Source organism: Bacillus nitroreducens (genome assembly GCF_964021195.1).
The window spans coordinates 693,305-719,428 of the sequence record NZ_CAXHYI020000001.1; the positions used below are offsets into that span (position 1 = coordinate 693,305).

Here is a 26,124-nt window from a genome sequence, read left to right on the forward strand (position 1 = left end):
ACAATAGAATATTAAAGTAAAACAAAAAGAGGCTATCCCATATGCTGAAAAAGTAAGGCAAGGTAGAAAAACGAGTCGTTTTACTACCTTGCCTTTTTGAGTTTTTCGATTTTGCTCTGATAGTAACTGGCGGACTCCCGCTACTCTCACAATTCCAAACGCTACATACACTTTGTCGTACCTACCTTAAGTGGAAATCAAGAACACACCAATATTCGCAAAAACCATAAAATATAAAATGAGGGACTGCCCTCAAAATTCATTTTTCAATGATTTTTCGGACCGTCCCTATATTGGTAAAATAAGGAAATATCTATTTTATTTGCAGAGCTTTTTTAATATCTTTGAAAGAAGAGGATTTACCATACATTAAGACTCCCCCTCGATAAACTCTAGCTCCAAATATAGCTAATAGAGTTATTGTCAATACTAATAATCCAATTGCTAATGAAATTTCCCATATTGGAAGAGTTAACATACCAACGCGTAGGAACATAATCATTGGTGCAAAAAATGGGATATAAGATGTAATGGTAATGAAAGACGATTCTGGTTTTGTGAGACCAAACATTGCAATCATAAACGCAGCCACAATTAATAAGGTCATCGGTGTAATCATTTGTTGAACATCTTCAATGCGACTTACTAAAGAACCTAAAAAGGCAGCTAGTGTCGCATAGAGGAAATATCCTAAAATGAAGAAAATTCCCGCGTAAACGAATGTTGAAACTGGAAGATCACCGAATCCAAACACTTCAAAAAATCCGCCCTCCATTCCACTCATCCTTTGTTTTAACGAACCATAACCAACGGCTAAAATAACTGCGAATTGAGTTAAGCTTAATAGCGCAATTCCTAGTATTTTCCCGAACATTTGCTTAATGGGAGACACACTTGAAATCAGAATTTCCATCACACGTGAGGATTTCTCAGTTGCAACCTCCATCGCAATCATATTTGCATACATGATGACTGCAAAATAGATAACAAATAAAAGAACATATACTAAACCACGGGCTTGACTGAGCTCTTCCTCAGATTTTGCATGCTCCTCTAGTGCCACTTTACTAAACTGGACTGGTGCATATAATTCATCAATTTGTTCTGAAGTTAATCCTGCTTTTGTTGTAGCGATTGTTACTTTAAGTTGTTGTAGAGCCTGTTCGAGCTGACTTGTAATTCCTGAATCAGTAATGGAAGGCGCTTTATAGACCCCTTCTGGAAGTCCTTCTGATGTTTCCTTTAAAATAAGATAGCCAGAAATTTCTTCAGCTGTAACCTGCTCCATGGCCCGTTCTTCCGTATCATCCATTTTCTCTATAACGATATCAGAAGCCATAGGTGCTAATGTTTGTTCAAACGCTTGATAAAGTTCGTCTGATTCAGTCAAAACTGCAACATGCTTTGTTTCATCTTTATCGAACGTTTCGATAATGGTTTGAATATTTGCGAGTCCAAACACAATGAGAGCTGTAATTAGTGTTGTGATAATAAATGATTTCGTTTTTAATTTACTAATATACGTGTGAAATAAGATAATCCAAAACTTATTCATAGGAAGCACCTACCTTTTCGATAAATATATCATTTAAGGATGGTTCCTCTAATACGAACTTTCGAACAAAACCTTTTCCAGCGATGGACTCAAGTATTTTTTGTGAAATAGCTTCACTTTCAACCTGTAAATTGAGACCTTCGGCTGTTTCCTTTACCTTCGTCACTCCTGCGAGTGTTTTTAAATGACTGATATCAAAATCAGCATGCACGATCACATTTTTCTTCCCAAAGGAACGCTTTATTTCCTTTAGTGAGCCGTGTACAACTGGTTTACCATGATGCATGATACACAAGTGCTCACATAATTCTTCAACATGCTCCATCCGGTGACTTGAAAACACTATGGAGGTTCCTGCATTTTTCAAATCTACGACTGCTTCTTTTAAAAGTTCAACATTCACTGGGTCAAGACCACTGAACGGTTCATCAAGAATTAGCAATTTTGGCATATGAATGACAGATGCGATAAACTGTATTTTCTGCTGGTTCCCCTTTGAAAGTTCCTCCACTTTTTTTGTTGCATATTCAGGTACTTTGAATCGATCTAACCAATAATCGACTTGCTTTAATATATCTTGTTTTTGCATGCCACGCAGTCTTGCTAAATATACTAGCTGGTCACGCACCTTCATTTTGGGATACAATCCTCTTTCCTCTGGTAAGTACCCAATCATGTGACTGTTCTCATAATTAATTTTTTTCCCATCCCAATGAATGCGACCATCGCTGGTATCTAATAAACCTAGGATCATACGGAATGTAGTTGTCTTTCCCGCACCATTGGCACCTAGAAATCCAAACATTTCTCGTTCTGGTATTTCAATCGATAGATTATCAACTGCTGTAAAGCTACCGAATCGTTTTGTAACATTTTCAAGCTTTAATGCCATATCGACTCCTCCTTCTTCAGTTGTTATTACGATTAAGTCTCAGAAAAGTTTCGTTATTTATCATAACACATTTATATTGGGTTTTGATTGCGCTCAAACTAGCAATCAACTACACTTTAGTTATCAAGGATTTTTTAACAAGGGGAGTGGAATCAGACATGAACTATGTGCTTACTGTGTTTGATAAAACAGGAGAAAAATTACTTGAGGAGTCTTTTGATGCTGCTACCGAAAAAGAAGCAAAGGAAAAGGGAGAAAGAATTCTTAAAGAAAAGAATTATTTAGAAACGACACACCGCTGCACAAGTTCTGCAGGAAAATTAGTATTGTTTCACCATTAATGTTTTTTTCATTAAAAAATCCCGCTGAGCTATCAGCGGGATTCTTCAATCATTCACCAGTAAAGATTGGTTTTCTTTTTTCTAAAAAGGCTTGAATGCCTTCTTTATGGTCTTTTGTCATTCTCATCGCAAACTGGCCTTGTTTTTCTAATGTAAGTATTTCTTCAAGCTCAGGCAGGTGCATCTGATTATAAATTGCTTTTGATTGAATCATTGCTAGTATTGGTCTCTTTTTCCACTTTTTCACTTTTTGAATGACGGCTGTCTGCAGATCTTCTTCTGCAACCTCATCGATTAAGCCAATATGCAATGCCTCTCCAGGTGACAATTGCTTTCCTTCCCAAATTACATGCTTAGCTTTTGCTTCACCAAGTCGTTTTTCTAGGAAGAAATGTGCACCTCCATCTGGAATCAGGCCAATTCGAATGAAATTCATCGCTATGTTAGATAGTCGGTCCGCAATAATATAGTCAGCCCCTAGCGCGAAGCTTAAACCTAGTCCCGCTGCTGGTCCACGAATTGCACTAATGACTAACTTTGGCATTAGATAGAGCGTTTTCGTAATTTCTGATATCAGTTCCATTACTGGTTCAAATTCACGATCATCTGTTGAGCTTAGCATAGTCTTTATGTCTCCACCAGCTGAAAAACCTGTTCCACTGCCAGCCAAGACAAGGATATCCACCTGTTCATTGGCAGCTACCTCTTTTAAATTATGTAAAATTTGAGTTAACATTTCAACATCCATTGCATTTAGTGACTTAGGGCGGTTAAGAGTAAGATACGCTACCCGATCATCCATATGAAGTAACACTTTTTCTACTTGTTCAGTTGCCATTATTAAGCCCCCTTATGTGGTGTTACTATCATTATACAATTATATCAATTTAAATGAAACCGTTTTCTAAAATTGAGCCATCCAAAAATATTGGATGGCTACACAGCGTTATTAAACTTGTGAAAAATGGTCTTTTAATTGGTCTCTCAGTGCTCTTTTCAAGAATTTCCCAACCGATGTTTTAGGTATTTCATTCATAAAGATCATGTCATCAGGTATCCACCATTTTGCAAATTGTGGCTTCAGAAATTCGTACAGCTCTTCCTTTGCTATCTTACCTTTTGCATGTTCTTTTAAGACAACACATGCGATAGGACGCTCCTGCCATCTTTCATGCGGGACAGCAATAACTGCTGCTTCGAACACAGCTTCATGGGCCATGAGTGCATTTTCAATATCAACCGAGGAAATCCATTCTCCCCCACTTTTAATTAAATCTTTTGTTCGATCCACAATCTTTACGTTTCCCTCTTCATCGACTGTGACAACATCCCCAGTATGAAGCCAACCATCACGAAACGCTTCATTAGTTCGCTCATCCTTGTAATACTCATCAGCAATCCAGTTCCCTCTTAGCAAGAGTTCTCCCATTTCTTTTCCATCATGAGCAACTTCCCCATTAGCTCCTACCACCTTCATTTCCACTAGTGGCACAAGTGAACCTTGCTTCGAACGTATTTCTAATTTCTCTTCATCTGATAGTTCATTTTGGTAGCTTTTTAAACGAGATAGAACAACAAGTGGAGTTGTTTCCGTCATCCCATATGCATGAATGAATGGAATTTTATATTTTGATTCAAAAGCTTTAATGAGACCTTTGGGAGCTGCTGAACCACCACATAAAATCCTGGTCAAGCTACTTGTATCGTAATTACCTTGTTCCAATTCATTAAGAAGCCCGAGCCAAATGGTCGGTACTCCCGCTGTCGTAGTAACCTTCTCAGACTCTATCAATTCAGCTAAAATCTTCGGGGTAAAGTAAGGTCCTGGCATAACAAGAGTTGTTCCAAACCACACTGCAGCAAACGGTATTCCCCATGCATTGACGTGAAACATCGGAACTACTGGCATCGCAATATCGCTTTCCGATAAACCAGCACTATCAACAAGACCAAGTGCCATACTATGCAAGACAACTCCACGATGAGAATAAATAACACCTTTTGGATTACCAGTTGTTGCAGATGTATAACACATTCCAACTGGGTCGTTTTCATCTAGATCTTTTTTAAACTCATATGAAGGATTTCCTTCATTGATTAGTTTTTCATAATGATAAAGTGGCTCTAAGCTAGATTCTGGTAATTCATCCTTATCAGTCATCATGACGAATGCCTGAACACTATTTAGCTGATTCTTTACTTTTTCTAATAATGGGAGCAGATCCTCATCAAAAATCAATACCTTATCCTCAGCATGATTAATAATATAGGTAATATGTGCAGGTGAAAGTCGGATATTGATTGTATGTAAGACTGCCCCAATGCCTGGTATAGCAAAATATGCCTCAAGGTGTCGATGATGATTCCATGCTAGTGTTCCGACACGTTCTCCTTTTCTTACTCCTATTTTTTCGAGGGCGCTTGATAATCTTCTTGTTCGTTCGCCTATCTCCTTATAGGTATGAGTGACGATGCCAGTAGAGGTCCTAGAAACAACCGTTTTCTTTGGAAAATACCTTTCTGCTCGCTCAAGCATTGAAGATACTAGTAATGGTATGTTCATCATTTTCCATTCCCCCATCTACAATATAATTATTTTTACAGCCCTAGATTTTTTACAATAATCGTTTTCATTATTTCATTTGTACCCGCATATATCGCAGATACAGGAGTATCTCGATACCTTCTAGCAATCTCGTACTCTTCCATATAACCGTATCCACCGTGCAAATGCATACATTCAGCTGCCACTTTTTTTGCCATATCGGTTAACCACCATTTTGCCATTGAGACCTTTGTCACCACATCCTTTCCTGCCATATGCTGTTCAATTAAGTCATCTAAAAATGTTCTGCCTATCTCGATTTCTGTTGCCATTTCAGCAAGTCTAAATTGAACATGTTGGAATTTACTTATCGTTCGTCCGAAGGCCTCACGCTCCTTTACATATTTCAAAGTTAGCTTAAGCATTGTCTCGGCCGCCACCTGAGCGGAAATTGCCACAATTAGTCGTTCTTGCTGAAGCTGTTGCATTAAATAATAAAAACCCTTTCCTTCTACTCCAATGAGATTTTCGGCTGGAACTATTGCATCTTCGAAAATAAGTTCTGCTGTATCTTGAGCATGGAGACCAACCTTATCAAGTTTCCTTCCTCTTGAAAATCCAGGGGTATCTTTCTCAATGGCTAACAAACTAATCCCTTTATGTTTTTCTTTCAGATTGGTTTTGCATACAACAACAACTAAATCAGCATGGATACCATTTGTAATAAATGTTTTCTCACCGTTAACAATATAATGATCGCCTTTCTTTACAGCTGATGTTTTAACACCTGCTAAATCTGAACCTGCACCTGGCTCAGTCATTGCGATCGCTGTTATTGTCTCTCCTGAAATACATTTTGGTAACCATTTTTGTTTTTGCTCTTCTGTCCCATATGCATGTAAATAAGGAACCACAATATCACTATGCAGACTGATTCCAATCATGCTTGCTCCAACTCGTTCAAGTTCTTCATTAATGACTACTGAATAGCCAAAGTCTGTTTCAAAACCACCGTATTTTTCACTGACCCATGGGCATAAAAACCCATTTTCACCCATTTTCATCCAAAAGGAACGGGGGATTATTCCATTTCTTTCCCAATCGTTGTAAAAGGGGTATGCCTCTTTTTCAAGGAACTTCCGAAAGGCATCACGAAAAATGTGATGTTCATTTTGCAGATAACGTGCAGCCATCATGATCCCTCCTTAGTTAAGGGGTGTTTCTGTAACAATGTATGTGTTAGGTTGGGTAAATATAATGCGGAATGCCTATGAATTCTTGTCTAGTAGAGGTTTAAAGTAAACGTTTACATTTTATGGAGTGAGATTATTAAACTGTATGAATTCCATTACATGAATAATTCCTCATTAATAAGAAAAATCCTCTTTTTTGGATAGAAAAAAGAGGTATAGTGACCTATACCCCTTTTGGTACACCAAACAAATCATTTAAGATATTGATTTTTTTGTTCGTGTATTCAATATAATTATCATTATAGGACTTCGGATCCTTTGGGTTTGCAAACTGCGTGATCTTCCCCGTGACTGGATCAATGAATTTACTTGCAGCCCCACAACCAAGACCAATAATTGTTTGAAGTTCTTCCATAATCATTATATTGTAGATGCTCTCTTGCCCAGGAAGAGAATAGCCAACATTTTCTAGATTACCAAGAATATTTTTCATTCGATAGAGATAGTAAGGCACATAACCATTTTTCTTCGTCCATTTTGACGCATTGTTCATCATGGCTGTAATTTCTTCACGGCCAGCTACCTTATACTTTTTCTTGTTTCTCGTCATTTCCGATGCACGCTTAAAAGATAAAGTATGAACGGTTAACGACTCTGGCATGAGCTTTTCCGTTTCTGAGAGTGTGAAGTTAAATTCCTCGACTCCTTCACCAGGAAGGCCAATAATTAAATCCATATTGATATTGTTCATTCCCATTTCTCTAGCAAGATGAAACTTATCGATTGTTTCTTCAACGGTGTGATGACGTCCAATCGCTTTAAGTGTTTCCTGTATATAAGACTGTGGATTGATACTAATACGGTCTATATCCCATTTTTTCAGAACTTCAAGTTTTTCGGGAGTAATTGTATCAGGTCTTCCCGCTTCAACTGTTATTTCACGAATGTTTTTTACGTCTGGGAAGGACTGATACATTTCCTCATACAACATGTCCATCTCTTCAGCTGAGATACTTGTAGGAGTTCCACCGCCATAATAGACCGTTGTAATTTTTATATTATTTTCCTTTAACCAGCGTCCCATTTCTCGCATCTCATAATGAAGTCCACCAAGAAATGAATTGACTGAACCTTGTCTTCCATTAATCGCATAGGCAGGGAAGGTACAATACGCACATTTTGTTGGGCAAAAGGGAATCCCTATATAAATACTTACTTCATTTTGTAGTTGATAGAGATCAGGAACCATAGTAAGCTGGCGATCCACAATTTGTTGCATTAATTCAAGTTTTTCATCGGTAATTAAATAGTCTTCTTTTAGTTGACTATGTGCCAGTTCGCGAGATATACCTTCTTGAATCTTTTTGTGTAGAAGCTTTGTTGGTCGGATCCCAGTAAGCATTCCCCACGGCTGTATCGTTCCTGTAAAATCTTGCAAAACAGTAACATATACATGTGAAACGGCATTTTTTATCTTTTTAAACAGTTCCTTTTCATTCTCAAATGGTGGAAACTCCTTACTATAGCTTCCGTGATACTCTTTTCCAGATTTTACATCAGTCAGCTTAGCATATGTGGAAATCATGGGTTTGTTGTATTCATATTTAAAGTCTACTTTTAGTTCTGGGTTTTCCAGACCTGTCATTGAAATTTCACTATCTTCATAAAATAGATTCGTGATGAGCTGTAAAGGTCGTATAAACCGATCATCTTCAAGCCCACTGAACAAAATACGCATCGTTTGCCTCACCTTTTTATTTAATCAAATCATCTTTGGCGAATTTGCACCTAATTTTAAGGTCACACAAGGTGGACATAAAGACGTTGCCACATGAAGTTTTGCTCTTAGTCTTTATCTAACCACTCTAATAGTTTCCTAAAAGAATCGTCGCTTTCGCCACAGGCTTTAACTGTATTCGATAGAAGTATGCAATTTCTACTGTTAAAGTTAATTGCTGTTATAAGTGTACAGAATGTACGTTTTTTAATCAATATGAGAATTTTTGGTTGAATTCTTTGATACATGAAAGACAGAATATCGGCGATTCCTTCATTTCTATCAGCATTAGCAATTTACCAATAAAAAACCCCCACTTAACAGTGGAGGAGAGCTTACCTGTATTATTTCTCAATCTTAATTTGTTTTAAAAACTCAACTCTTTGCTGCTTTCTGAAATGTTCCTTTATCATATATGAGACACCATTCATATTATTAGAACGTGTCACCCAGTCAGCAGCAAATTTCACTTCCTTCGGCGCATTCCACATCGCAACTCCTAAACCAGCAGATTCAATGATCTCAATATCATCTAGTGAATCACCGATAACTACTGTCTGATGTAATGGAATTTCTAAATGATTGGCTAGTATTTTCAAACCACTAAGCTTCGAAACGCCAGATGGTGTTATTTCTAACTTATGTGGTTCTGTGATGGCAACTTGTATATCCTCGAAATGCTCATTTAGTGTTTCTTGAATGGTTTCTAATTCATTTTCACTTTGTGAATAGACTTCAATTTTAGGTGGTGCAACTGGATGATCTGTTAAGTAGTCCCCAAGTGAATCGACAAACTGCATTGGATAGAAAAGTGGGTCTCCTGAGCCAAACATTGCTTTTGCGATCAGGTTCCCAGGAAATCGCACACGATTGCCAATCGAAAACTTTTCATGTTGGAGGCGAATGCTGCACTTAAAGTTTTCTAGTACCTGAACAATATTAAATGTTTTTTCTTCAGACATACGTTTTACATAAATAGGTTCATTTATATTGTCGCTAATGAACCCTCCATTATGCGTAATTAACAATGAATCTAGTTTTAATGCTTTTGCTATTTTTTTAGTCGACGGAAAATGACGCCTTGTTATAAGAGTCACATAAACTTCCTTAGCTCGAACGTAATCTATAGCTTCCTTTGTTCCACTTTGAAGCCGACCATTTGAACGCAGTAGTGTTCCATCTACATTGATTGCTAGTAACCTATACATGTTAGCAGGTCCTCCTTCTCGAGTTGGTGCCCCTATACATAAGGTTATGAAAAAATAAAACTGATTAGAACTCTAGTTTTTCATCTGAATGAGCTAAAATTACAACTTCGTAAACACTTAAAGCGAAACATCGACTAAGCACTTTCACTTCTTTACAAGTTCAAGAAGTATCTTTAGGTTTCTATGACAAGTCGTCTCCACATTTTATTGAGGAGGCTCAAGCCCCGACTCAAAAACTTTGCCTAGTGTCCGAGATCAATCATTGTTAATAATAAACAACCCTTCAAAATAGAAAAGAACCCTCGCTCATACGCAAAGGGTCCTTCAAATATTTATTGTTGTTCCATGCTGCCATATAGTTCTTCAAGTGGCTTAAGCATGATTTGATTTAGCTCACCAATCACAACGCTCATACGCTGTTCTGCTTCCATCAGTTGTGCAATTGTTTCATGTTGTTGAACAAGTGCAACCTGTCTTTGTGCTTGTTCTACTTCTTCTTGTGAAATATCTTCACCCATCATTTGTTTTTGTTGAAGGGTTAACTGGATATTTCGGAAGCTTTCAAATAATTTTTTCGCTCCTTCATCATCATTAACCCGATCATATAATTGCTTTAATTGCTGATACTCATCGCTCTCACGAATCGCCTTCTCAACACTATACGCAACATCATATAAATTTACACCCATTTTACTACCTCCTTTTCCAAAATTTACTTCGAGCAAAATGGTTCTTACCCACTATAACAAACATTTCCATAGAATTCATCTTTATCCCACAATTAGTTACATAGTTTTAACATATTCTAAATCGAAGGTTTTGTTCGTCGTTGTTAAAACAATTGTGCAATAATCCCTTGAAAGAAACCGATCAAACCTCCAAGTAGTGCTCCTAAGTATGTAATCATCTTGAATTCTCTTTTTGAAATGCCTAATACCATTTCCTCTAAACGCTCAACAGAAAATGTTCCAACTTGATCTTTTACAATTTCCTCCAACTTTAGACTCTTCATCATTTTCTCTACACGATTAACTATAAAATCACTCGCAACCTCAATTCCTATTGGAACAAAATCATTAATAATTCGGTCATTATAAGGCTGTAAATAGACGCTCACAGGAGTCGTAAGGTAGTTTTTCATAGAAAGCATGTTTAGAATCTGATCTTTTAGAGAGGTTAAAATTCTTTCTGACCCCACCTGCTCAACGACTTCATTTACTTCCCAAGCCTTTACCTTATTCCACTCTTTTTCTATTAATGATTGTATTAGTTCCTTCGTTCCTGGATTGCTAAGAAATTTAATGATTTCAGGTTGAATTTTATCGATTAAACTAGTGTTTCCTAAAAACATCTGGACCATATTCCCCAGCATTCCACGGGTAGATAAGAAGTCGTCTAACATTCTTTTTAAACGTTGTTTCCCTTCCTCGCTTTCGAAATACTCAATCCCTTTATCTGTTATATAATTAGCCGCGTCGGGAAATCTCATTTCTATTTTTACCAACAGTTCCTCAGGGATAACATGTCCTAATTCTTTTTGACCTATTTCCTTTAACAAGTTTTCATATTTTTTTTCAATAAAACCAATTAGCTTATCCTCTGCCACCTCGTCTAGTTGATGGATCCCAACTTGTTCAGCAAGTTCGATCAAATTCTTTTCAGTCGCTAAGAGCTTTCCAACTTCTTCTTTCGCCCAGCCCTCAATTGTTGAAACAAAACTTTCATCTCGAAGCTTATTTTTAAGACTTTCGGGAGTTAACAGATGCTCCACTACCGTTCTCCCCATTTGATATGCGAGCTCATCTCTTCGTCTCGGAATCAAACCAGGAGTAAATGGAAGTCGCTTTCCACCAATATAGACTGCTTTATATGGTCGAAACAGCATTTTAATTGCCAGATGATTTGTCACCCCACCAATGATGGCTCCAATCACCATCATGAATAAAATCATTAAAAATACATTCATATCCTTCACCCTTTTGAACACACAATTTAATTTCCAATCACAGTTTTTGCTGTATTTTCATACGATACGATATCAGACAAATGCCTACTTAGTAAAGCGCAAGGTGCTTCGCTTAGTGGCGACAAGCACAAGACTAGAGCTGACAGCAGGCGTCCTTTGCCTTTTAGAAGCGATTGGCTTGTGATCTCGAGCCGATGGCACCTGGAGCTAACTTAGTATAAAAATTCAAACTTTCTTTTCTATCATAAGTAGGATTACTCCAACTAAAGTATCACCTTACCAATTATAGTGTTTTATCGTCAAGTTAAGCAAATGAGGTAATAATGATGACGAAAAAAATTCTTATCGAGGTGGTTCCTGTTACAAACGAACAGGATTCCACATTTCAAATAAAAGTTAGTGAATTCATTCTCAAGGAGTTAGGCATACAGAGACAACAAAAAATTGAATTAGTCTGCAGCAGGAATAGTGTCGTTGTTGAAATCGTATCTATAAAAGAGAGCGAGCCTGTCATTCAATGTACTGATCGTGTTCTAAGCGAACTACTACTTCCAACTGAACATTTTTCAATAACCTTGTCCAAAAAGGAAAAAAACACACTTGAAATCGGACCAGTCGTAGGTCTTTTAACAGACAGTGTAGAAAAAAGCAATCAGATCTTACTCGGTTCGGTTGAGGAGTTCTGTAAAGAATTATCTCTGTATGCAAATGAAATAGGAGTACTTTTTTATGTGTTTACTCTAACTACATTTTATAATCAGGTTGGGTATATCTATGTAGATGGTACTTGGAAAAAACATAACGTTCCATACCCTCATGTTGTTCATAATCGAATTCACTCACGTAAAAGAGAACAGTCCCCTAGGTTTATCGATTTTACCACTGAACTGCGAATAAACAATGTTCCATATTTTAATGATCATTTTTTAAACAAATGGGAAGTACACGAAATATTGAGGGAAAATGAACATCTCCATACTTATCTGCCAGACACTATATTGTTAACGAGTAAAGACGTTCTCTATGAGATGGTTGAGAAATATCATTGTGTGTTTGTAAAACCCGTTCATGGCAGTCAAGGAAGAAATATTTATAGGATTCATAAAACCGATGAAAATACGTATTTGCTAGACTATACGACATTCTCTGGGGACATTGAAACAGTTCACAATAACTTCTCCACCCTATTTCAATCCCTATTATCCCGATTAAAAAGAAACACTTTTATCGTTCAGCAATGTATTTCGCTTTTATTATATGAAGATAAACCACTGGATTTCCGAGTACTTTGTCAGAAGCAGTCAAGTGATAAATGGCAACTAACTTCAGTAATTGCCCGTGTCTCTTCGAAGGATGAATTTGTTTCTAATCTCGCACGAGGTGGAGAGATTCAAAAAGTTAATCAAGTCCTTCTAGCGAACTATGAAAAAAAACAAGTTCCCCATATAAAACGACTCATTATAGATTTAGCGCTGGAGGTGGCTGGGATTATAGATGGAACGACCGATGGAATTTATGCAGAACTGGGAATAGACTTAGCCCTTGATGAAAATGGTAAGCCAACCATCATTGAGGTAAATACAAAACCGTCAAAAAACCAGGAACAGAATGGCTTATCGTCCAAAATTCGTCCAAGTGCAAAAGCTATTTTAAAACATTGTATCTTTCTTACAGAAAAAATGATCTAAAATATGTGTTCAAAAAGAATCATATCTACAAAACTGCCATTCTAACATTGTCAGGTATTAGCACTTCTTAGTTCGTCAAATTTCAAAGCGGCCCAACACCGAATACCGTAATCAAGAAAACGATTTAAGTTAACACCCAATTCCCTTACATTAAGGAATTGGCTTCGTGATTAAACTCGTAAAATACGTTCACCTTGGTGCATGATACACTCAAAAAAATCATTGCGTCAGTTTAGGGCGAGTATTTAAGCATTCGCAAAAGAAGGGAGAGGTTCTTGTGATTTCACTAGGATTCATTACTCTTTATCCGAACCAAGAAAGAGGATATGCGACAGAACTAGCTAAGCGAGCACCTGAATTTGGGATACAGTTATACCGCTTTACACCTACTTCTATCGAACCCGCCTCTGAAATGGTCCTCGGAGAATCATATAATCAAAAAAAGAATAGATGGGAACAAAGTCAGTTTGAAATTCCAACCTATTTATATGACCGTTGTTTCTACTCAAATGATGAAGTCTCAACTAAAAGTCAACCCATTATGAACTGGTTAAAAAATCGTCCGACCAATATGTTTCTTGGCCAAGGTCTTCCTAATAAATGGAATATTTATAATGTAATAAGTCAAGATGAGAACCTATTACCATATGTCCCTTCCACCAAACAAGCTACCTCCTCTTCTACAATCTTGCGAACCTTGATGAAAAAGCATGAACTCATCCTTAAACCAGAAAAGGGCTCTATGGGTAAAGGGATTATTGGACTTTTTCTTCATCGAAATTATGCCGAGGTTGTCTACAAAGATGCAAACCAATTAAAAAGAAACCAATTTACGAATAGAGGAGAATTAAAGAATTGGTTAGATGCTATTGTTACAAAACAACCGTATTTAATGCAAAGCTATTTACCACTCCAAGACGAGAACAACCGTCCATTTGACATCCGCATTTTACTTCAAAAAGATGCTGATGGTAAATGGGTTGAACAAGGACGTGGAATACGGATTGGATTACCTGATCATCTCATTTCAAATTTAGGAGGTGGCGGTGAAACTCATAGGTTTGATACCTGGACAGAAAAAATGTCTTTTCAACAAAAGCAATTACTTATAGATAACATTCATACAATTACTAATAGGCTACCTGTTGTATTGGAAGAAAACTTTCATCCATTATTCGAACTTGGGATAGATTTAGGTCTTACAAAGGAAGGAGCCATCTTTATTTTAGATACGAATTCAAAACCGGGAAGAAAGGTCATTTTGGATACTGACCCAGCTATTGAAGACGTCCTATTCACAGCACCTTTAAAATATTGCCTATATCTACATTCAAAGCTTTCAACCTAAATACCTGTTCAAAAAGGAGTTGTAAAAAATGCGAACACCTCTACCACTAACTGTAACAAACCAAGAAAATGGAATCGTCTATATTCCAAATAAGATCCAATTAAAAACACCGATTAAACATATATATTTTGGAACATCCTCCTGTGAATGCACAGTGGTTCATTACGAAAAACAGGAAATCAAAATGTCTGAGGATATATTTAAATCGTTAAAAATCCCATACACCAGTACGACACAAGTCTTTGTCCATGAAGATAATCTCTATATTGGTCCACTGGTCGGAATTTTCACCGCTGGATTTAGTGAGTCAATGATACGTCCAATTGGGGAACGTACCTTGTTTTTCGCAAAACTTTTGACGCAAGAAAAAGCCGTTGGCGCATATGTTTTTATATTTGGTGCAAAACATATTAATTGGGAAAAAGGAACAATTTTTGGACTATTTCATAATCACAATGGCTGGGAATCTATTGAAGTTCCATTCCCAAATGTTGTATATGATCGACTACCTAATCGACGAACAGAAAATCATAAAGCATTACGCGAAGTCAAACAACGATTGCATGATGAGTACTTGATACCATGGTTTAATCCAGGTTTTTTTAATAAATGGGAAATCCACCAACTATTAGAAAGTGACCACCGAGTTGCCACGTATTTACCAGAAACACATAAGGAACCAACTTTTTCATTGATTGAAAGAATGCTTTCGAAATACCAACATGTATATATAAAACCTGCAAATGGTAGCCTAGGTCTAGGAATATATCAAATCTTATTTGACAGAGAAACAGAACAATATTTCTGCCGTTTCCGAGACGAAGATGGGAAAAATCGATTGCAGCGATTTTCAACGATTGAATCATTTATTAACACACATTTCCGCAACAAACGATTGGAACATTATATTGTTCAACAGGGAATTCATTTAATTCGGAGTGACCATAAAGCGATTGATTTTCGAGTTCATACAAACAAGGATGAGAATGGTAAATGGCAGGTTAGTGTGATTGCGGGGAAAATTTCTGGGCGTGGGAGTGTTACAACACATCTAAATAATGGCGGAGTTGTACGGACACTCACTGAAGTTTTTCCAGATCTAGAAGAATGCAGAAGAATGGCCGATTCCCTTAAACAAGCAGCACTCTTATTAAGTGAAGCTATTGATTCTCGACTAAAGGGGCATATCGGAGAACTTGGGTTTGATTTAGGAATTGATAAGAAAGGAAGTGTCTGGCTATTTGAAGCTAATTCAAAACCAGGTCGTTCTATTTTTTCACATCCGAAGTTAAGGAAATACGATAAGCTCTCTAGCAGACTTTCATTGCAATATGCTATCTATTTAACAGAGACAACGATTAAAAAACCTGAGGAAATTTTCAAATGAAAATGAGTACCATTTATTATCATATTGATAAAAACGATTGGTACCAATGTGAGGAGCCAAATGGACTTATCTTTGGTAAGTATAACACAATCATTTCTTATATGGGGAGCAAGCAAGAGCATTCGCTTCCCTTCCAAGTGAAAAGAGAAAGTAATATTGTTGGACCCTTAATTGGGATTCTAGCAGGTTCCTCAAAAGACAATACTTTTTTCGGAAATGTCAAAGTTCTTAAGAGAATTCTACTTTCCTTACAGGACAAAGGTGCACTTGGGATTGTGATGACACCAAATTCCATACAAGAGGATTCCTTGTTGTGCTTTACTTTTTATCAACCTTTTAATAAATGGATTAAACTACGAACCCCTCTCCCAAATGCTGTATATAACCGTATACCTTACCGACGAATGGAAGATAGCCAACATTTCAGTGATATCGTTTCATTTATAAAAAAGAAAAGGATTCCTTTTTTCAATCCGTATTTTTTTTCAAAATGGAAGGTTTATCAATACTTACAAGGGAATGAATTTATCTCTTCCTTTCTTCCCGAAACCCTTCTTCTGAAGCGTAAAGAGGATCTTGAATTCATGATAACAAAACATTGGGACCTTTATTTAAAGAGTTCTAAGGGGTGTAAAGGAATAGGTCTATACAGAATAACAAAAAGAAACAATGTCTACATTGTTGAGACACCTAAAAAGAAACAAAGTTATCCAACACTTACCTCATTTTGGGAGAAAAATAAACTAGAACTTATGCAAGAAGACTTCATCATTCAAAAGGCAATTCCATCTGACACTTTCGAAGGCAAGCGTTACGACCTACGAATTTTATGTCATTATGAAAAGAAAGATCATACCATCAGTGGTATTGGAGTTCGACTTAGTGGTAAAAGTGAAATAACTACCCATGTTCCTAATGGAGGCACAATTATTCCCTATGAATTGGTACGTTCTCGATTTAATGAATCCATCTTAAGACAACTTGTTAAGAAAATTGGAAAAGAACTAATGGAACAAACAGGAGCATTTATCGGTGAATTTTCCATTGACCTTGGTCGAACTACCGATGGGGCAATATATATATATGAAATCAATTCAAAACCAATGGTATTTGATGAAGATCACATCCAAGACAAAGGGATTGAAAAATTAACCAAACTCCTTATAATGAAAGGGACAAAGGCATAAATGCCGACTAAATATTGTCATGTTCAGTAGCTTATATTGGTGCTAGCACTCTCTTGAAAATGTTTCGCACTTCTTCAATTAAGATGAGTGATCGATTCTTTTGTTGTGCATGTCTACCATAAAAAATCTAAGTAATCATGCAAGGTGCAATTACAATTTAGGGGGATATTTAGGATGATCTCACATTTTCAGTGGAAACCTTTGTATAATAGTAGTAAAATTCCAGGATGGAGTTTTTCTTTTTTCTACCAAGGTACAAAATATAATGGAACGTATAACAAAGATGGTAGCATTGATTGGCATGGTAGCCACCCCGAATTAAAAGTGATTGATGACATTACAAAACAAATCCATGAACTAATGCTTTTTCATGTTTATGATAATTAATTAGGTTGAAATTGAGTATTTTTTCGCCTCCTTCACACACTATGTAGCAAAGGAGGTTTTTTTATGGATAAAAAAGGGAAAGAACGTGAAGACCTTCAATATGAAGGAAAAGATGAGGTTTTTATGGATGTGGATCGATTCATAAATGAGGGTATGGCGGGGGGCACTGTTTATCGCTTTCACGATAAAACAAATATTGAAGAAGCACGCGACTTCATTGAAGAAGACCCACCCGAAGTAATTGAATAATTCGTTTATCCATGTCTCCTTCTGTTATAATAGAAGGAGATTTTTTCGATTTGCAGAAAGGATAATTCTTATGATTGAAAATTTAAAATCACATTATAAAGATGATCTAGTTACGTCGGGATCCCCTTATCAAACTGATAAATTTTCATGGTTCTCTACGGAAACAGGAACCTATTTTGGAATTAAGAAGGAGCGACTTTCCACTAAAGAGATATCTCTCCTATCTTCACTCTTCACGCCATATGGCTCTCATTTGAATAATATGACGGACACACAGACATATTGGTATAACTTATTATATTTACAACAAGGAAAACAATCACCTAATCAATTTTCATTTTCGCATTGCCGATTTATTTTATTTCATGCCGACCAACCTATTACTGACCAATTTGAATTTCAGGAAGCATTTCAAGCATTATTACCAATTGATACTATTTTTTTATGGGAAAATGAATCAAGTGGCGTACTAATTGAAACTAGAAATGAAGAGTTTCTTGAGGATATTTTGTATGATGAGATTTCCGTCACCTTAACCAGTGATTTTTACACAGATCTCCGATTATTTATCGGGCAAACTCATACTCTAACTGATAAGCTTAGCCAGTTATTTCAAATTGAAAAAGAGTTATTCCAAAAAGGAATGCAATTCTCACATAAACAAAAGGTATATCAACTACATGATATTTTACCGTATTTATTAATAGAAGGTATGGACCCTTTTTATCGTAGTCAACTAAAAAATGTCATTCCCGCTGATATTCAGAATGACCAAGAATTACTAGAGACTATCAAGGTGTTTTTTGAAAGTGATTTGAATGTTTCAAACGCAGCGAAGCGTTTATATATGCATCGAAATAGTTTGCAATATCGAATTGAGAAATTCATAGAAAAGACAGGTATTGATATAAAGCACTTTCACGGTGCTGTTACTACCTATTTAGCCATTCTGACAATAGAGAATTTTTAAGTTTCGTAGACTTGCACGAAAACCCTTTCATTTTTTTGTGCAATTTACACATTTACGCATATTCCCCTTATAAAGTAAACTTAACTTATCGAAAACGTTTACACTAGGAGGAGAAATAATGGCTGAATTAGTATTAGATCATATTTACAAAGTATACGACAATAAAGTAACTGCAGTAGAGGATTTTAACCTTCATATTAAGGATAAAGAATTCATCGTATTCGTAGGTCCATCAGGTTGTGGTAAGTCAACTACACTACGTATGATTGCTGGATTAGAAGAAATTTCTGATGGAGATTTTTACATCGATAACAAACGTGTCAATGACGTAGCTCCAAAAGACCGTGACATTGCAATGGTATTCCAAAACTATGCACTTTACCCACATATGAGTGTATATGATAATATGGCATTCGGATTAAAGTTACGTAAATTCCCGAAAGATGAAATTGACCGTCGTGTTAAAGATGCAGCAAAAATTCTTGGTCTAGAAGAATACTTAGATCGTAAGCCAAAAGCTTTATCAGGTGGTCAACGTCAACGTGTTGCTCTAGGACGTGCAATTGTTCGTGATGCAAAGGTTTTCTTAATGGACGAACCTTTATCAAACCTTGATGCAAAACTACGTGTTCAGATGCGTGCTGAGATTTCTAAGCTTCACCAACGCCTACAAACAACTACAATCTATGTAACGCATGACCAAACAGAAGCGATGACAATGGCAACTAGACTAGTTGTTATGAAAGACGGTATCATTCAACAAGTTGGAGCACCAAAAGAAGTTTATGACAATCCTGAAAACGTATTCGTTGCTGGATTCATTGGTTCACCTGCAATGAACTTCTTCCCAGGTAAATTAAAAGATGGCGTATTTACAATTGCTGATGTAAATATTGCTGTTCCAGAAGGAAAAATGAAAGTACTTCGTGAACAAGGCTATGTAAATAAAGATGTTATCCTTGGTATCCGTCCAGAAGATATCCATGATGAGCCAGTATTCATCGAGTCTTCTCAAGGTTCAAAAATCAATGCTCGTATTGAAGTTTCTGAATTAACAGGTGCTGAAACAATGCTTTATTCACAATTAGGTGGAACTGACTTTGTTTCAAGAGTTGACTCTCGTACACAAGCACAACCAGGTGAAACAATCGAACTCGCATTTGACATGAACAAATGCCACTTCTTCGACGCAGATACAGAAAAAAGAATTCGATAATCTAGGAACAAAAAGTCGCCCATTTAATCCATGGGCGACTTTTTTTGAACACTTTTCTCACTATAAGTGGATTGAGACAAGAAGGTATCACATATCCCTATTCTTTGATCATTTTTATTTCTTGGTTATTGCATACTGTACAATAGAAAAGATGAGCGCATTCATTATTTTGTAAGGTTGTTGGAATGCCATCTATCATTTTCAGGGAATCAATCTGCATATAAGCACTATAAGGACCAAAATAATCGAGAACACGTCCAGAATCCTCTAATAGATTCTCACATTGCGTACATGAGAAGTTAGCTTTGTAAAATCCATTACATAATGGGCAAATAGACATAGTCTTCTCTCCTACTCATGGTTCATATTTTCTTACAACTAGTTTTTGATGAATCATAGCGGTTATGCTTCCTTTTTCTAAGGAATTAATTGGTAGAGAGAATATCGAATATAATCTTTTGTTCGTAACATAATACTTAGTACAAACACAGCAACACCCACCCACAACTAAAAAATCACTGAAATATTACGTGAAAGAATAATTATTCGGGTTAGCCTAGAGGCTAAGGAAACCCTTATATCTGGTGCAATTCCAGAGTAACCCACCAAAAAAAATCAGTTTAAGGAGATGAAGGAAAATGGCAAACAACAATAGCAACAACAGTAACCAATTATTAGTACCAGGTGCAGAACAAGCTATCGAACAAATGAAGTATGAAATTGCACAAGAATTTGGTGTTAACTTAGGTGCTGACACTACATCTCGCGCAAACGGATCAGTTGGTGGAGAAATTACAAAGCGTTTAGTATCTTTCGCTCAACAATCTATGGGTGGACGTCAAGGTTAATAACAATTAAATATTTTTGGCTTAAGAGGCACCCTTAACGGGTGTCTCTTCATTTGTTTCCTACTCTTACTAATGTTCCATTTTTTGACTAGACTTATTACAAAATATTGTTGGGATACTAAAAACGAAGATATTAATTTGTAGGAGGAGATAGCCTTGAAAGATAAGAACCAAAATACTACCGAAGATTTAGCCGCAAGATATTACCAACCAGAGGACTACGATAAAGATGATCAATTGTCTTCTGGGCTCGCTGAAACTCACGAGCAAGTAAGTGACTCTTATATGGAAGGTGAAATTAAAGCTGTAGTGGATAATGTGAATAAAAAAGATGCTGAAATTCCACGAGAAGGCTATCAAGATTATTTTTCATAAAATAAGTATTCCTTTTAGGAGCGATCCGAATTGACTGAAGTAAATCAATTTATTCGGGATATAACAACAAAAGCAAAAGATACATTTTCTACTACTTCCCAAAACGTAAAAGAAAAAATAAACACAGTTTTACAAAAACCTATGGCCACGATAGATGACCTAGCTCAGTACATTTCAAGTCATCCCGATACAAGTTTCGATACAAAGGAATTTCTCGGATTTCAATATCATTTCTACCACTTGAAAGTAGAGGACACTACCTTTTATCTCGAAACGAAGGGAGACCACGGAGATTACATTTTAGATCTATCTGTATCCTCACCTGAAGGAGTTCTTTTTGAATATCACTCATTTGAAAAAAAACATAAGATAGATGACAAAATCCCTATCCCTGCAAACCTTGCTAGTATCATTCAGTAAAACAAAGGGGACGTTCGATTCGTTTTCAATACTTAGAAAACCAAAAGGACTATCCCCTTTTTTTATTCTTCAATTTCTATTATTGGTTGGTTCACTTCTACGGTAACTTTTCTGATTCGTCGATTTTCAACCTCTGTGACAGTAAGGGTAATATGTTGATAATCAAATGTATCACCAGAAGCTGGAATTTTCTCAAAGGATTCAAAAATCCAACCCCCTACCGAGTAATGAGAGCTTTCTGGTTCTTTAACTCCGATGATTTCAGCAAAATCGTCTAGTGCCATATCGGCATTTACTTCATACGTATTATCATCTATTTGCGTAATGTATTTTATCTTTTCATCATGTTCATCCCAAATTTCACCGACTATTTCCTCAATGATATCTTCTAATGTAACTAAACCTGAAGTTCCGCCAAATTCATCCACAACGATCGCCATATGCGTTTTCGTCTTTTGAAGTTCTGGCAATAAGGTTGAGATTTTCATGGATTCAACAACGAAAAAAGGCTTTCGAACAATTGAACGCACATTTATTTTCTTTTGTTGAACGAGAAGACTTAAAAATTCACGTTCTGATAATATCCCAATGATATTATCAATATTCTCTTCATAAACTGGAACACGTGAAAATCGTTCTTCTAAAAACATATCACGAATTTTTTCAATTGAATCATTCACTTCAACTGCAATCATATCAGTACGCGGTGTTAAGATTTCTCCAACTAAAATATCATTAAAATCAAGGGAGCGGTGTACTAATTCTTTTTCTTTGTTATCAATTACACCTTCTTCTTCGCTCAAATCAACCATTACTTTGATTTCCTCTTCTGTGACTGACGGAGTATCATTCTTACTATTAATCAATTTGGCCGCTACGGCTTTTAGCAAACTGAATAGATATGTTACTGGCGTCAGTATTTTCATTAATGTAAATAAAACTCCTGAAACTCGTAATGAGAAAGTTTCTGCATTTTCTTTTGCAAAAGACTTGGGAAGAACTTCTCCAAAAACTAAAATGAGTAATGTCATGACAAATGTACTAATAACAAGCCCTGCATTTCCACCAACTAAATCTGATGCGACCTTCGAGGCTATAGACGCAGCAGCAATATTGACGATATTATTTCCTACTAAGATTGTTGATAGTGCATTGTCAAAATGCTCAGTGATATAAAATGCTTTCTTACTTCCCCGACGCTTTTCATCAACATAATTCTTTAACCTAATTCGGTTCACACTTGAATAAGCTGTTTCAGTTGCTGAAAAGAAAGCTGATAACATGATAAGAATTAGTAACAATATGATGGTACCCAGTGGCAAATCGTCCACGAAAATCTCAACTCCTAAATTGTAATTGGGGTTATTATTGTTTAAGATAGTACAATGAAGGTTTGTATACTTTCATTTCATTTTTTCCGATAATTTTATAATAGCAAACATTTTCTTTCATGGGAATAATTATGTAAGTTAGCGTGATTTTAATCACACCATGTTATTTTTAGTATTGATATAGTACTTATAATTAATATTTAAGTGGCGGTGAAATAATGAGCTTTAAACTAAATTCGTTATATGAAGAATTAGGAGGCGCCGATGCGATCCGAAAATTAGTGAATGCCTTTTATCCAAAGGTATATGCAGATCCTGACTTAGCTCCATTATTCGAAGGAGATATTGAAGAAATTAAAAGAAAACAATATATGTTTCTTACCCAGTTTTTAGGTGGACCCACTTTATACAGTAACGAATTTGGTCCGCCCGCAATGAGATATCGCCATATGCCCTTTGAAATAACTCCAACACGTGCTTTAGCTTGGCTTCGTTGTATGAAGGAAGCATTCGAGGAAACTGGGCTTAATGGAGAAGCAGCAGATGCCTTCTATGCTCGCCTTCAACAAGTAGCAGGAATCATGGTAAATACCCCCGAATAAATGAACAAATGCGTAAAAAAATCCACGGTATAGAGTGACCCAGTAAAATGAGACAAGGAAAAAACACCCCCTGTATCGAATTTAGTTAATAACTAATCGATATTTATGGAGGGTGTTTTTATATGGGGAAAAAGGTACATTATCCATCAGAGATTAAAGTAAAAGCAATAGAAATGAAAAAGAATGGATTTACAAACTCAGAAATTATGAATGAATTGGGGATAAAGAATGTCTCACAAATAAAGACATGGATGCGCTGGGATCGTAATGGGGAAAGCTATCGTTTTGAACAGCCTATTGGAAAACAGTACAGTTATGGAAAAGGTCCAGAAGGCCAGGATGAACTTGAAATAGAACGCAACAAAAATAAGCATCTTCAGATGCAAATTAAAATTCTAAAAAAGTACAAAGAACTCGAAAGGAGCTGGTTCCGCAAGTAGTTATTGAATTGGTAGAGGAGTTATCAAAAAAATATAAAATAATTGATATACTCAGTGTTCTAGAAATACCAAAATCTACATTTTATCGTTGGAAAAAGAAATACATTAATCGAGGGCCAAAAAAATTAGAAAAGCTTATAATCGACCTTTGCGAAGAGACTAAATATCATTATGGACATAGAAAAATTAAAGCTCTTCTAAAACAGCGTTATAGCATTAAGGTTAATCGCAAGACTGTACAAGGTATAATGCAAAAATTCAATCTTCAATGTCAGATTAAAGTAAAAAGACAGAAACATATCAATGGGGAAAGTAATATTATTGTGGACAACATTCTTAACCGGAACTTTAAGGCAGAAAGACCCAATGAAAAGTGGGTAACTGACATTACATACCTACCATATGGCTCTTCTATGCTTTATGTATCAACAATAATGGATTTGTATAATAACGAGGTAGTCGCTTATACGGTAAGTTCAGTACAAGATACGAACTTTGTATTAAGTACATTGAGAGAGGCCATAAAAAAGCGAAGACCTAAAAAAGTTCTATTGCATAGTGATCAAGGATCAGTATATACATCCTATGCATATCAAAATTTCGCAAGAGAAAAAGGCATTATCACAAGCATGTCCCGTAAAGGAAACTGCCATGATAACGCCGTAATCGAATCCTTTCACTCCTCGCTAAAGTCGGAAGGATTCAAAGACCATAGAAGATCTTCTATCACTAATATTAAAGTAATTGAGATTGTGAATCAATATATGTGTTACTATAACGAAAAACGAATACAGGCAAAATTAAACTACCTGGCTCCAATTGAATATGGACGTCAGGTAGCATAGGTGTTTTTTCTAAGTCCCATTTTGGCGGGTCAGTTCAGTACCGTGGATTTTTTTTATGATTCAATTATGATTGCACCGATAAAAAATACTAAAACCAACGCTGCCGCAATATTAAATGTTATTGACAATTCTTCCACTATTACTCCCCCATTATCTTTTTATAATTTTAGAGTATCATTTGTAGTGGAAATGTCAGGCCATTTTTGAGGCAATTTTTTGTCAATTAGTTGAATTTTTTGTGAATCTACTCTTAAACAACTTCGGTGTTTAACCCAATTATGTTCGCTAACACCACTATCCTAAATAGCGATGATACAAACTCCTTGCTTCTGATATATCCTTCGTGCCGTGAATAAGTACTCGCCCATCTTTGAAAACAACCATGCGGTTTTTTTCTTTTGTAAAGGATAAGAGGTATGGATTTTTTTCAATCTTACCACCTTGGGCTTTTAACAGTTCTGCTATTGAATCCAAATCTCTTTCAATTCTTTCACTTGGTCGAATTTGAACTGAATCCCTACCGCATAATACGGCGGTCTTTGTTTGATTTTCATACGATAAAAATGGATAAGTTGGATTAGTCCCACAGGATAAACAGCCGTTCTTTTTAATACGGTCAACATTTATAGATGTATGTTGATTCTTCCATAGATCAAATGAAACCAATTTATTTCTGAGAGCTTCATAATCTTCTACCAAGATTTTAAGTGCTTCCGTTAGCTGATAGGACACCACCATTTGCACCGCGGGACTTATAATCCCTGCCGTATCACAAGTAAGCCCACCTAATGGAACCGTTTCTAACAGACAATGTAGACACGGTGTTTGTCCAGGTAAGATGCAATAGCTAATTCCATAACTCGCAACACATGCCCCATAAATCCAAGGAATGTTATATTTTTGTGCTGCATCATTTAGCAGCATTCTTATATCAAAGTTATCGGTTGCATCAATTATTAGATCAACATCATGAATGATATGTTCAATCTCCTGAATTGAGACATCCATGACATGTGCATTGATATCAACCTCAGAATTGATTTTTTCCAATCGGTTTTTGGCAGCGATTGCCTTTGGCATACGATTCTCTGCATCTTCTTCACTATATAACTGCTGTCTTTGTAGATTCGTCCATTCCACATAATCACGATCAACGATTGTTAACTTTCCAATCCCAGCACGAACAAGTCCCTCTGCACTACCCGTGCCAAGAGCACCAGCTCCAACGATAAGAACATGTTTGCTACTAATTTTTTCTTGTCCACCTATTCCAATTGGTCCAAATAACTCTTGCCGTGAGTAGCGTTCTGTCAACTTGAATCATTCCTTCCTTTATCCCCTATACGACTCTCAT

26 protein-coding genes are annotated in these 26,124 nt (G+C 36.3%); 14 read left to right on the forward strand and 12 right to left on the reverse strand.

All coding sequences use genetic code 11. From position 1 onward, the window contains the following. Positions 1-313: 313 nt before the first annotated feature. Both ACWPVE_RS03305 and ACWPVE_RS03310 read right to left on the reverse strand, forming a co-directional pair. On the reverse strand, positions 314-1,555 hold the full coding sequence (locus ACWPVE_RS03305) for an ABC transporter permease (protein ID WP_453990634.1): 1,242 nt from the start codon (positions 1,553-1,555) through the stop codon (positions 314-316). After that, the gene (locus tag ACWPVE_RS03310) at positions 1,548-2,447 is read right to left on the reverse strand and encodes an ABC transporter ATP-binding protein (protein WP_453990635.1); all 900 of its coding nucleotides are present in this window, start codon (positions 2,445-2,447) and stop codon (positions 1,548-1,550) included. Before ACWPVE_RS03310 ends, ACWPVE_RS03305 begins: the two co-directional genes overlap by 8 nt. Before the next feature lie 158 nt (positions 2,448-2,605). Here ACWPVE_RS03310 and ACWPVE_RS03315 point away from each other — a divergent pair, with 158 nt between their 5' ends. Further along, entirely contained in the window at positions 2,606-2,788 is a 183-nt protein-coding gene (locus tag ACWPVE_RS03315) for a YhzD family protein (protein ID WP_453990636.1), read from the forward strand. A 49-nt stretch (positions 2,789-2,837) separates the two neighbouring features. Here ACWPVE_RS03315 and ACWPVE_RS03320 read toward each other — a convergent pair whose 3' ends face one another. The 7 genes from ACWPVE_RS03320 to ACWPVE_RS03350 all read right to left on the reverse strand — a co-directional run bounded on the left by ACWPVE_RS03320 (position 2,838) and on the right by ACWPVE_RS03350 (position 11,477). Continuing rightward, positions 2,838-3,626, reverse strand: coding sequence for an enoyl-CoA hydratase (locus tag ACWPVE_RS03320; RefSeq protein ID WP_453990637.1), 789 nt, complete (start codon positions 3,624-3,626; stop codon positions 2,838-2,840). Between the two features lie 111 nt (positions 3,627-3,737). Then, positions 3,738-5,354, reverse strand: a complete 1,617-nt coding sequence (locus ACWPVE_RS03325; RefSeq protein WP_453990638.1) for a long-chain fatty acid--CoA ligase — start codon at positions 5,352-5,354, stop codon at positions 3,738-3,740. Positions 5,355-5,386: 32 nt separating this feature from the next. Further along, complete coding sequence (locus ACWPVE_RS03330; RefSeq protein WP_453990639.1) at positions 5,387-6,526, reverse strand: acyl-CoA dehydrogenase family protein; 1,140 nt, start codon at positions 6,524-6,526, stop codon at positions 5,387-5,389. A 223-nt stretch (positions 6,527-6,749) separates the two neighbouring features. Further along, complete coding sequence (locus tag ACWPVE_RS03335) at positions 6,750-8,264, reverse strand: coproporphyrinogen III oxidase (RefSeq protein ID WP_453990640.1); 1,515 nt, start codon at positions 8,262-8,264, stop codon at positions 6,750-6,752. A gap of 383 nt (positions 8,265-8,647) precedes the next feature. Next, positions 8,648-9,511, reverse strand: a complete 864-nt coding sequence (locus ACWPVE_RS03340; protein ID WP_453990641.1) for a Cof-type HAD-IIB family hydrolase — start codon at positions 9,509-9,511, stop codon at positions 8,648-8,650. Positions 9,512-9,843: 332 nt separating this feature from the next. After that, positions 9,844-10,200 (reverse strand): YlbF family regulator, encoded by a 357-nt coding sequence (locus tag ACWPVE_RS03345; RefSeq protein ID WP_453990642.1) that lies wholly within the window; start codon positions 10,198-10,200, stop codon positions 9,844-9,846. Positions 10,201-10,343: 143 nt separating this feature from the next. Continuing rightward, positions 10,344-11,477, reverse strand: a complete 1,134-nt coding sequence (locus ACWPVE_RS03350) for a DUF445 domain-containing protein (protein WP_453990643.1) — start codon at positions 11,475-11,477, stop codon at positions 10,344-10,346. 326 nt (positions 11,478-11,803) lie between these two features. Between ACWPVE_RS03350 and ACWPVE_RS03355 the strand changes: the two genes are divergently transcribed. From ACWPVE_RS03355 to ACWPVE_RS03390, 8 genes are all read left to right on the forward strand, one after another. Then, complete coding sequence (locus tag ACWPVE_RS03355; protein WP_453990644.1) at positions 11,804-13,165, forward strand: YheC/YheD family endospore coat-associated protein; 1,362 nt, start codon at positions 11,804-11,806, stop codon at positions 13,163-13,165. A 277-nt stretch (positions 13,166-13,442) separates the two neighbouring features. After that, positions 13,443-14,513, forward strand: a complete 1,071-nt coding sequence (locus tag ACWPVE_RS03360; protein WP_453990645.1) for a YheC/YheD family endospore coat-associated protein — start codon at positions 13,443-13,445, stop codon at positions 14,511-14,513. Between the two features lie 28 nt (positions 14,514-14,541). Further along, a complete protein-coding gene (locus ACWPVE_RS03365) occupies positions 14,542-15,900 on the forward strand; it encodes a YheC/YheD family endospore coat-associated protein (RefSeq protein ID WP_453990647.1) in 1,359 nt (452 codons plus the stop codon). After that, a complete protein-coding gene (locus ACWPVE_RS03370; RefSeq protein WP_453990649.1) occupies positions 15,897-17,087 on the forward strand; it encodes a YheC/YheD family endospore coat-associated protein in 1,191 nt (396 codons plus the stop codon). The genes ACWPVE_RS03365 and ACWPVE_RS03370 overlap by 4 nt, the downstream gene beginning before the upstream one ends. Before the next feature lie 174 nt (positions 17,088-17,261). Next, entirely contained in the window at positions 17,262-17,474 is a 213-nt protein-coding gene (locus ACWPVE_RS03375) for a YheE family protein (RefSeq protein WP_453990651.1), read from the forward strand. Positions 17,475-17,537: 63 nt separating this feature from the next. Further along, positions 17,538-17,723 carry a hypothetical protein gene (locus tag ACWPVE_RS03380; RefSeq protein ID WP_453990653.1) on the forward strand — a complete coding sequence of 62 codons (186 nt, stop codon included), beginning with the start codon at positions 17,538-17,540 and terminating at the stop codon, positions 17,721-17,723. Positions 17,724-17,793: 70 nt separating this feature from the next. Further along, positions 17,794-18,693 (forward strand): PucR family transcriptional regulator, encoded by a 900-nt coding sequence (locus ACWPVE_RS03385; protein WP_453990655.1) that lies wholly within the window; start codon positions 17,794-17,796, stop codon positions 18,691-18,693. Positions 18,694-18,811: 118 nt separating this feature from the next. Beyond that, the gene (locus ACWPVE_RS03390; RefSeq protein WP_453990657.1) at positions 18,812-19,909 is read left to right on the forward strand and encodes an ABC transporter ATP-binding protein; all 1,098 of its coding nucleotides are present in this window, start codon (positions 18,812-18,814) and stop codon (positions 19,907-19,909) included. Positions 19,910-20,006: 97 nt separating this feature from the next. Here the strand turns inward: ACWPVE_RS03390 and ACWPVE_RS03395 are convergent, their stop codons facing one another. Next, positions 20,007-20,249 (reverse strand): hypothetical protein, encoded by a 243-nt coding sequence (locus tag ACWPVE_RS03395; RefSeq protein ID WP_453990659.1) that lies wholly within the window; start codon positions 20,247-20,249, stop codon positions 20,007-20,009. A gap of 298 nt (positions 20,250-20,547) precedes the next feature. Between ACWPVE_RS03395 and ACWPVE_RS03400 the strand changes: the two genes are divergently transcribed. From ACWPVE_RS03400 to ACWPVE_RS03410, 3 genes are all read left to right on the forward strand, one after another. Beyond that, complete coding sequence (locus ACWPVE_RS03400) at positions 20,548-20,757, forward strand: small, acid-soluble spore protein, alpha/beta type (RefSeq protein WP_453990661.1); 210 nt, start codon at positions 20,548-20,550, stop codon at positions 20,755-20,757. Positions 20,758-20,913: 156 nt separating this feature from the next. Then, a complete protein-coding gene (locus ACWPVE_RS03405; RefSeq protein ID WP_453990663.1) occupies positions 20,914-21,132 on the forward strand; it encodes a DUF4025 domain-containing protein in 219 nt (72 codons plus the stop codon). A 30-nt stretch (positions 21,133-21,162) separates the two neighbouring features. Beyond that, the gene (locus ACWPVE_RS03410) at positions 21,163-21,552 is read left to right on the forward strand and encodes a hypothetical protein (RefSeq protein ID WP_453990665.1); all 390 of its coding nucleotides are present in this window, start codon (positions 21,163-21,165) and stop codon (positions 21,550-21,552) included. A 62-nt stretch (positions 21,553-21,614) separates the two neighbouring features. Here ACWPVE_RS03410 and ACWPVE_RS03415 read toward each other — a convergent pair whose 3' ends face one another. Beyond that, positions 21,615-22,883 carry a hemolysin family protein gene (locus ACWPVE_RS03415; protein ID WP_453990667.1) on the reverse strand — a complete coding sequence of 423 codons (1,269 nt, stop codon included), beginning with the start codon at positions 22,881-22,883 and terminating at the stop codon, positions 21,615-21,617. Between the two features lie 218 nt (positions 22,884-23,101). Between ACWPVE_RS03415 and ACWPVE_RS03420 the strand changes: the two genes are divergently transcribed. Together ACWPVE_RS03420 and ACWPVE_RS03425 are read left to right on the forward strand one after the other, a co-directional pair. Next, positions 23,102-23,485 carry a globin domain-containing protein gene (locus tag ACWPVE_RS03420; RefSeq protein WP_453990669.1) on the forward strand — a complete coding sequence of 128 codons (384 nt, stop codon included), beginning with the start codon at positions 23,102-23,104 and terminating at the stop codon, positions 23,483-23,485. Between the two features lie 122 nt (positions 23,486-23,607). Next, positions 23,608-24,770, forward strand: a protein-coding gene (locus tag ACWPVE_RS03425) for an IS3 family transposase (protein WP_453990671.1) whose coding sequence is annotated in 2 segments (ribosomal slippage) — positions 23,608-23,881 and positions 23,881-24,770 — 1,164 coding nt in all. Because the reading frame shifts where the segments join, the coding sequence is not laid out codon by codon here. Between the two features lie 294 nt (positions 24,771-25,064). Here the strand turns inward: ACWPVE_RS03425 and ACWPVE_RS03430 are convergent. Beyond that, positions 25,065-26,084 carry a thiazole biosynthesis adenylyltransferase ThiF gene (locus ACWPVE_RS03430; RefSeq protein WP_453990673.1) on the reverse strand — a complete coding sequence of 340 codons (1,020 nt, stop codon included), beginning with the start codon at positions 26,082-26,084 and terminating at the stop codon, positions 25,065-25,067. Positions 26,085-26,124 lie beyond the last annotated feature (40 nt).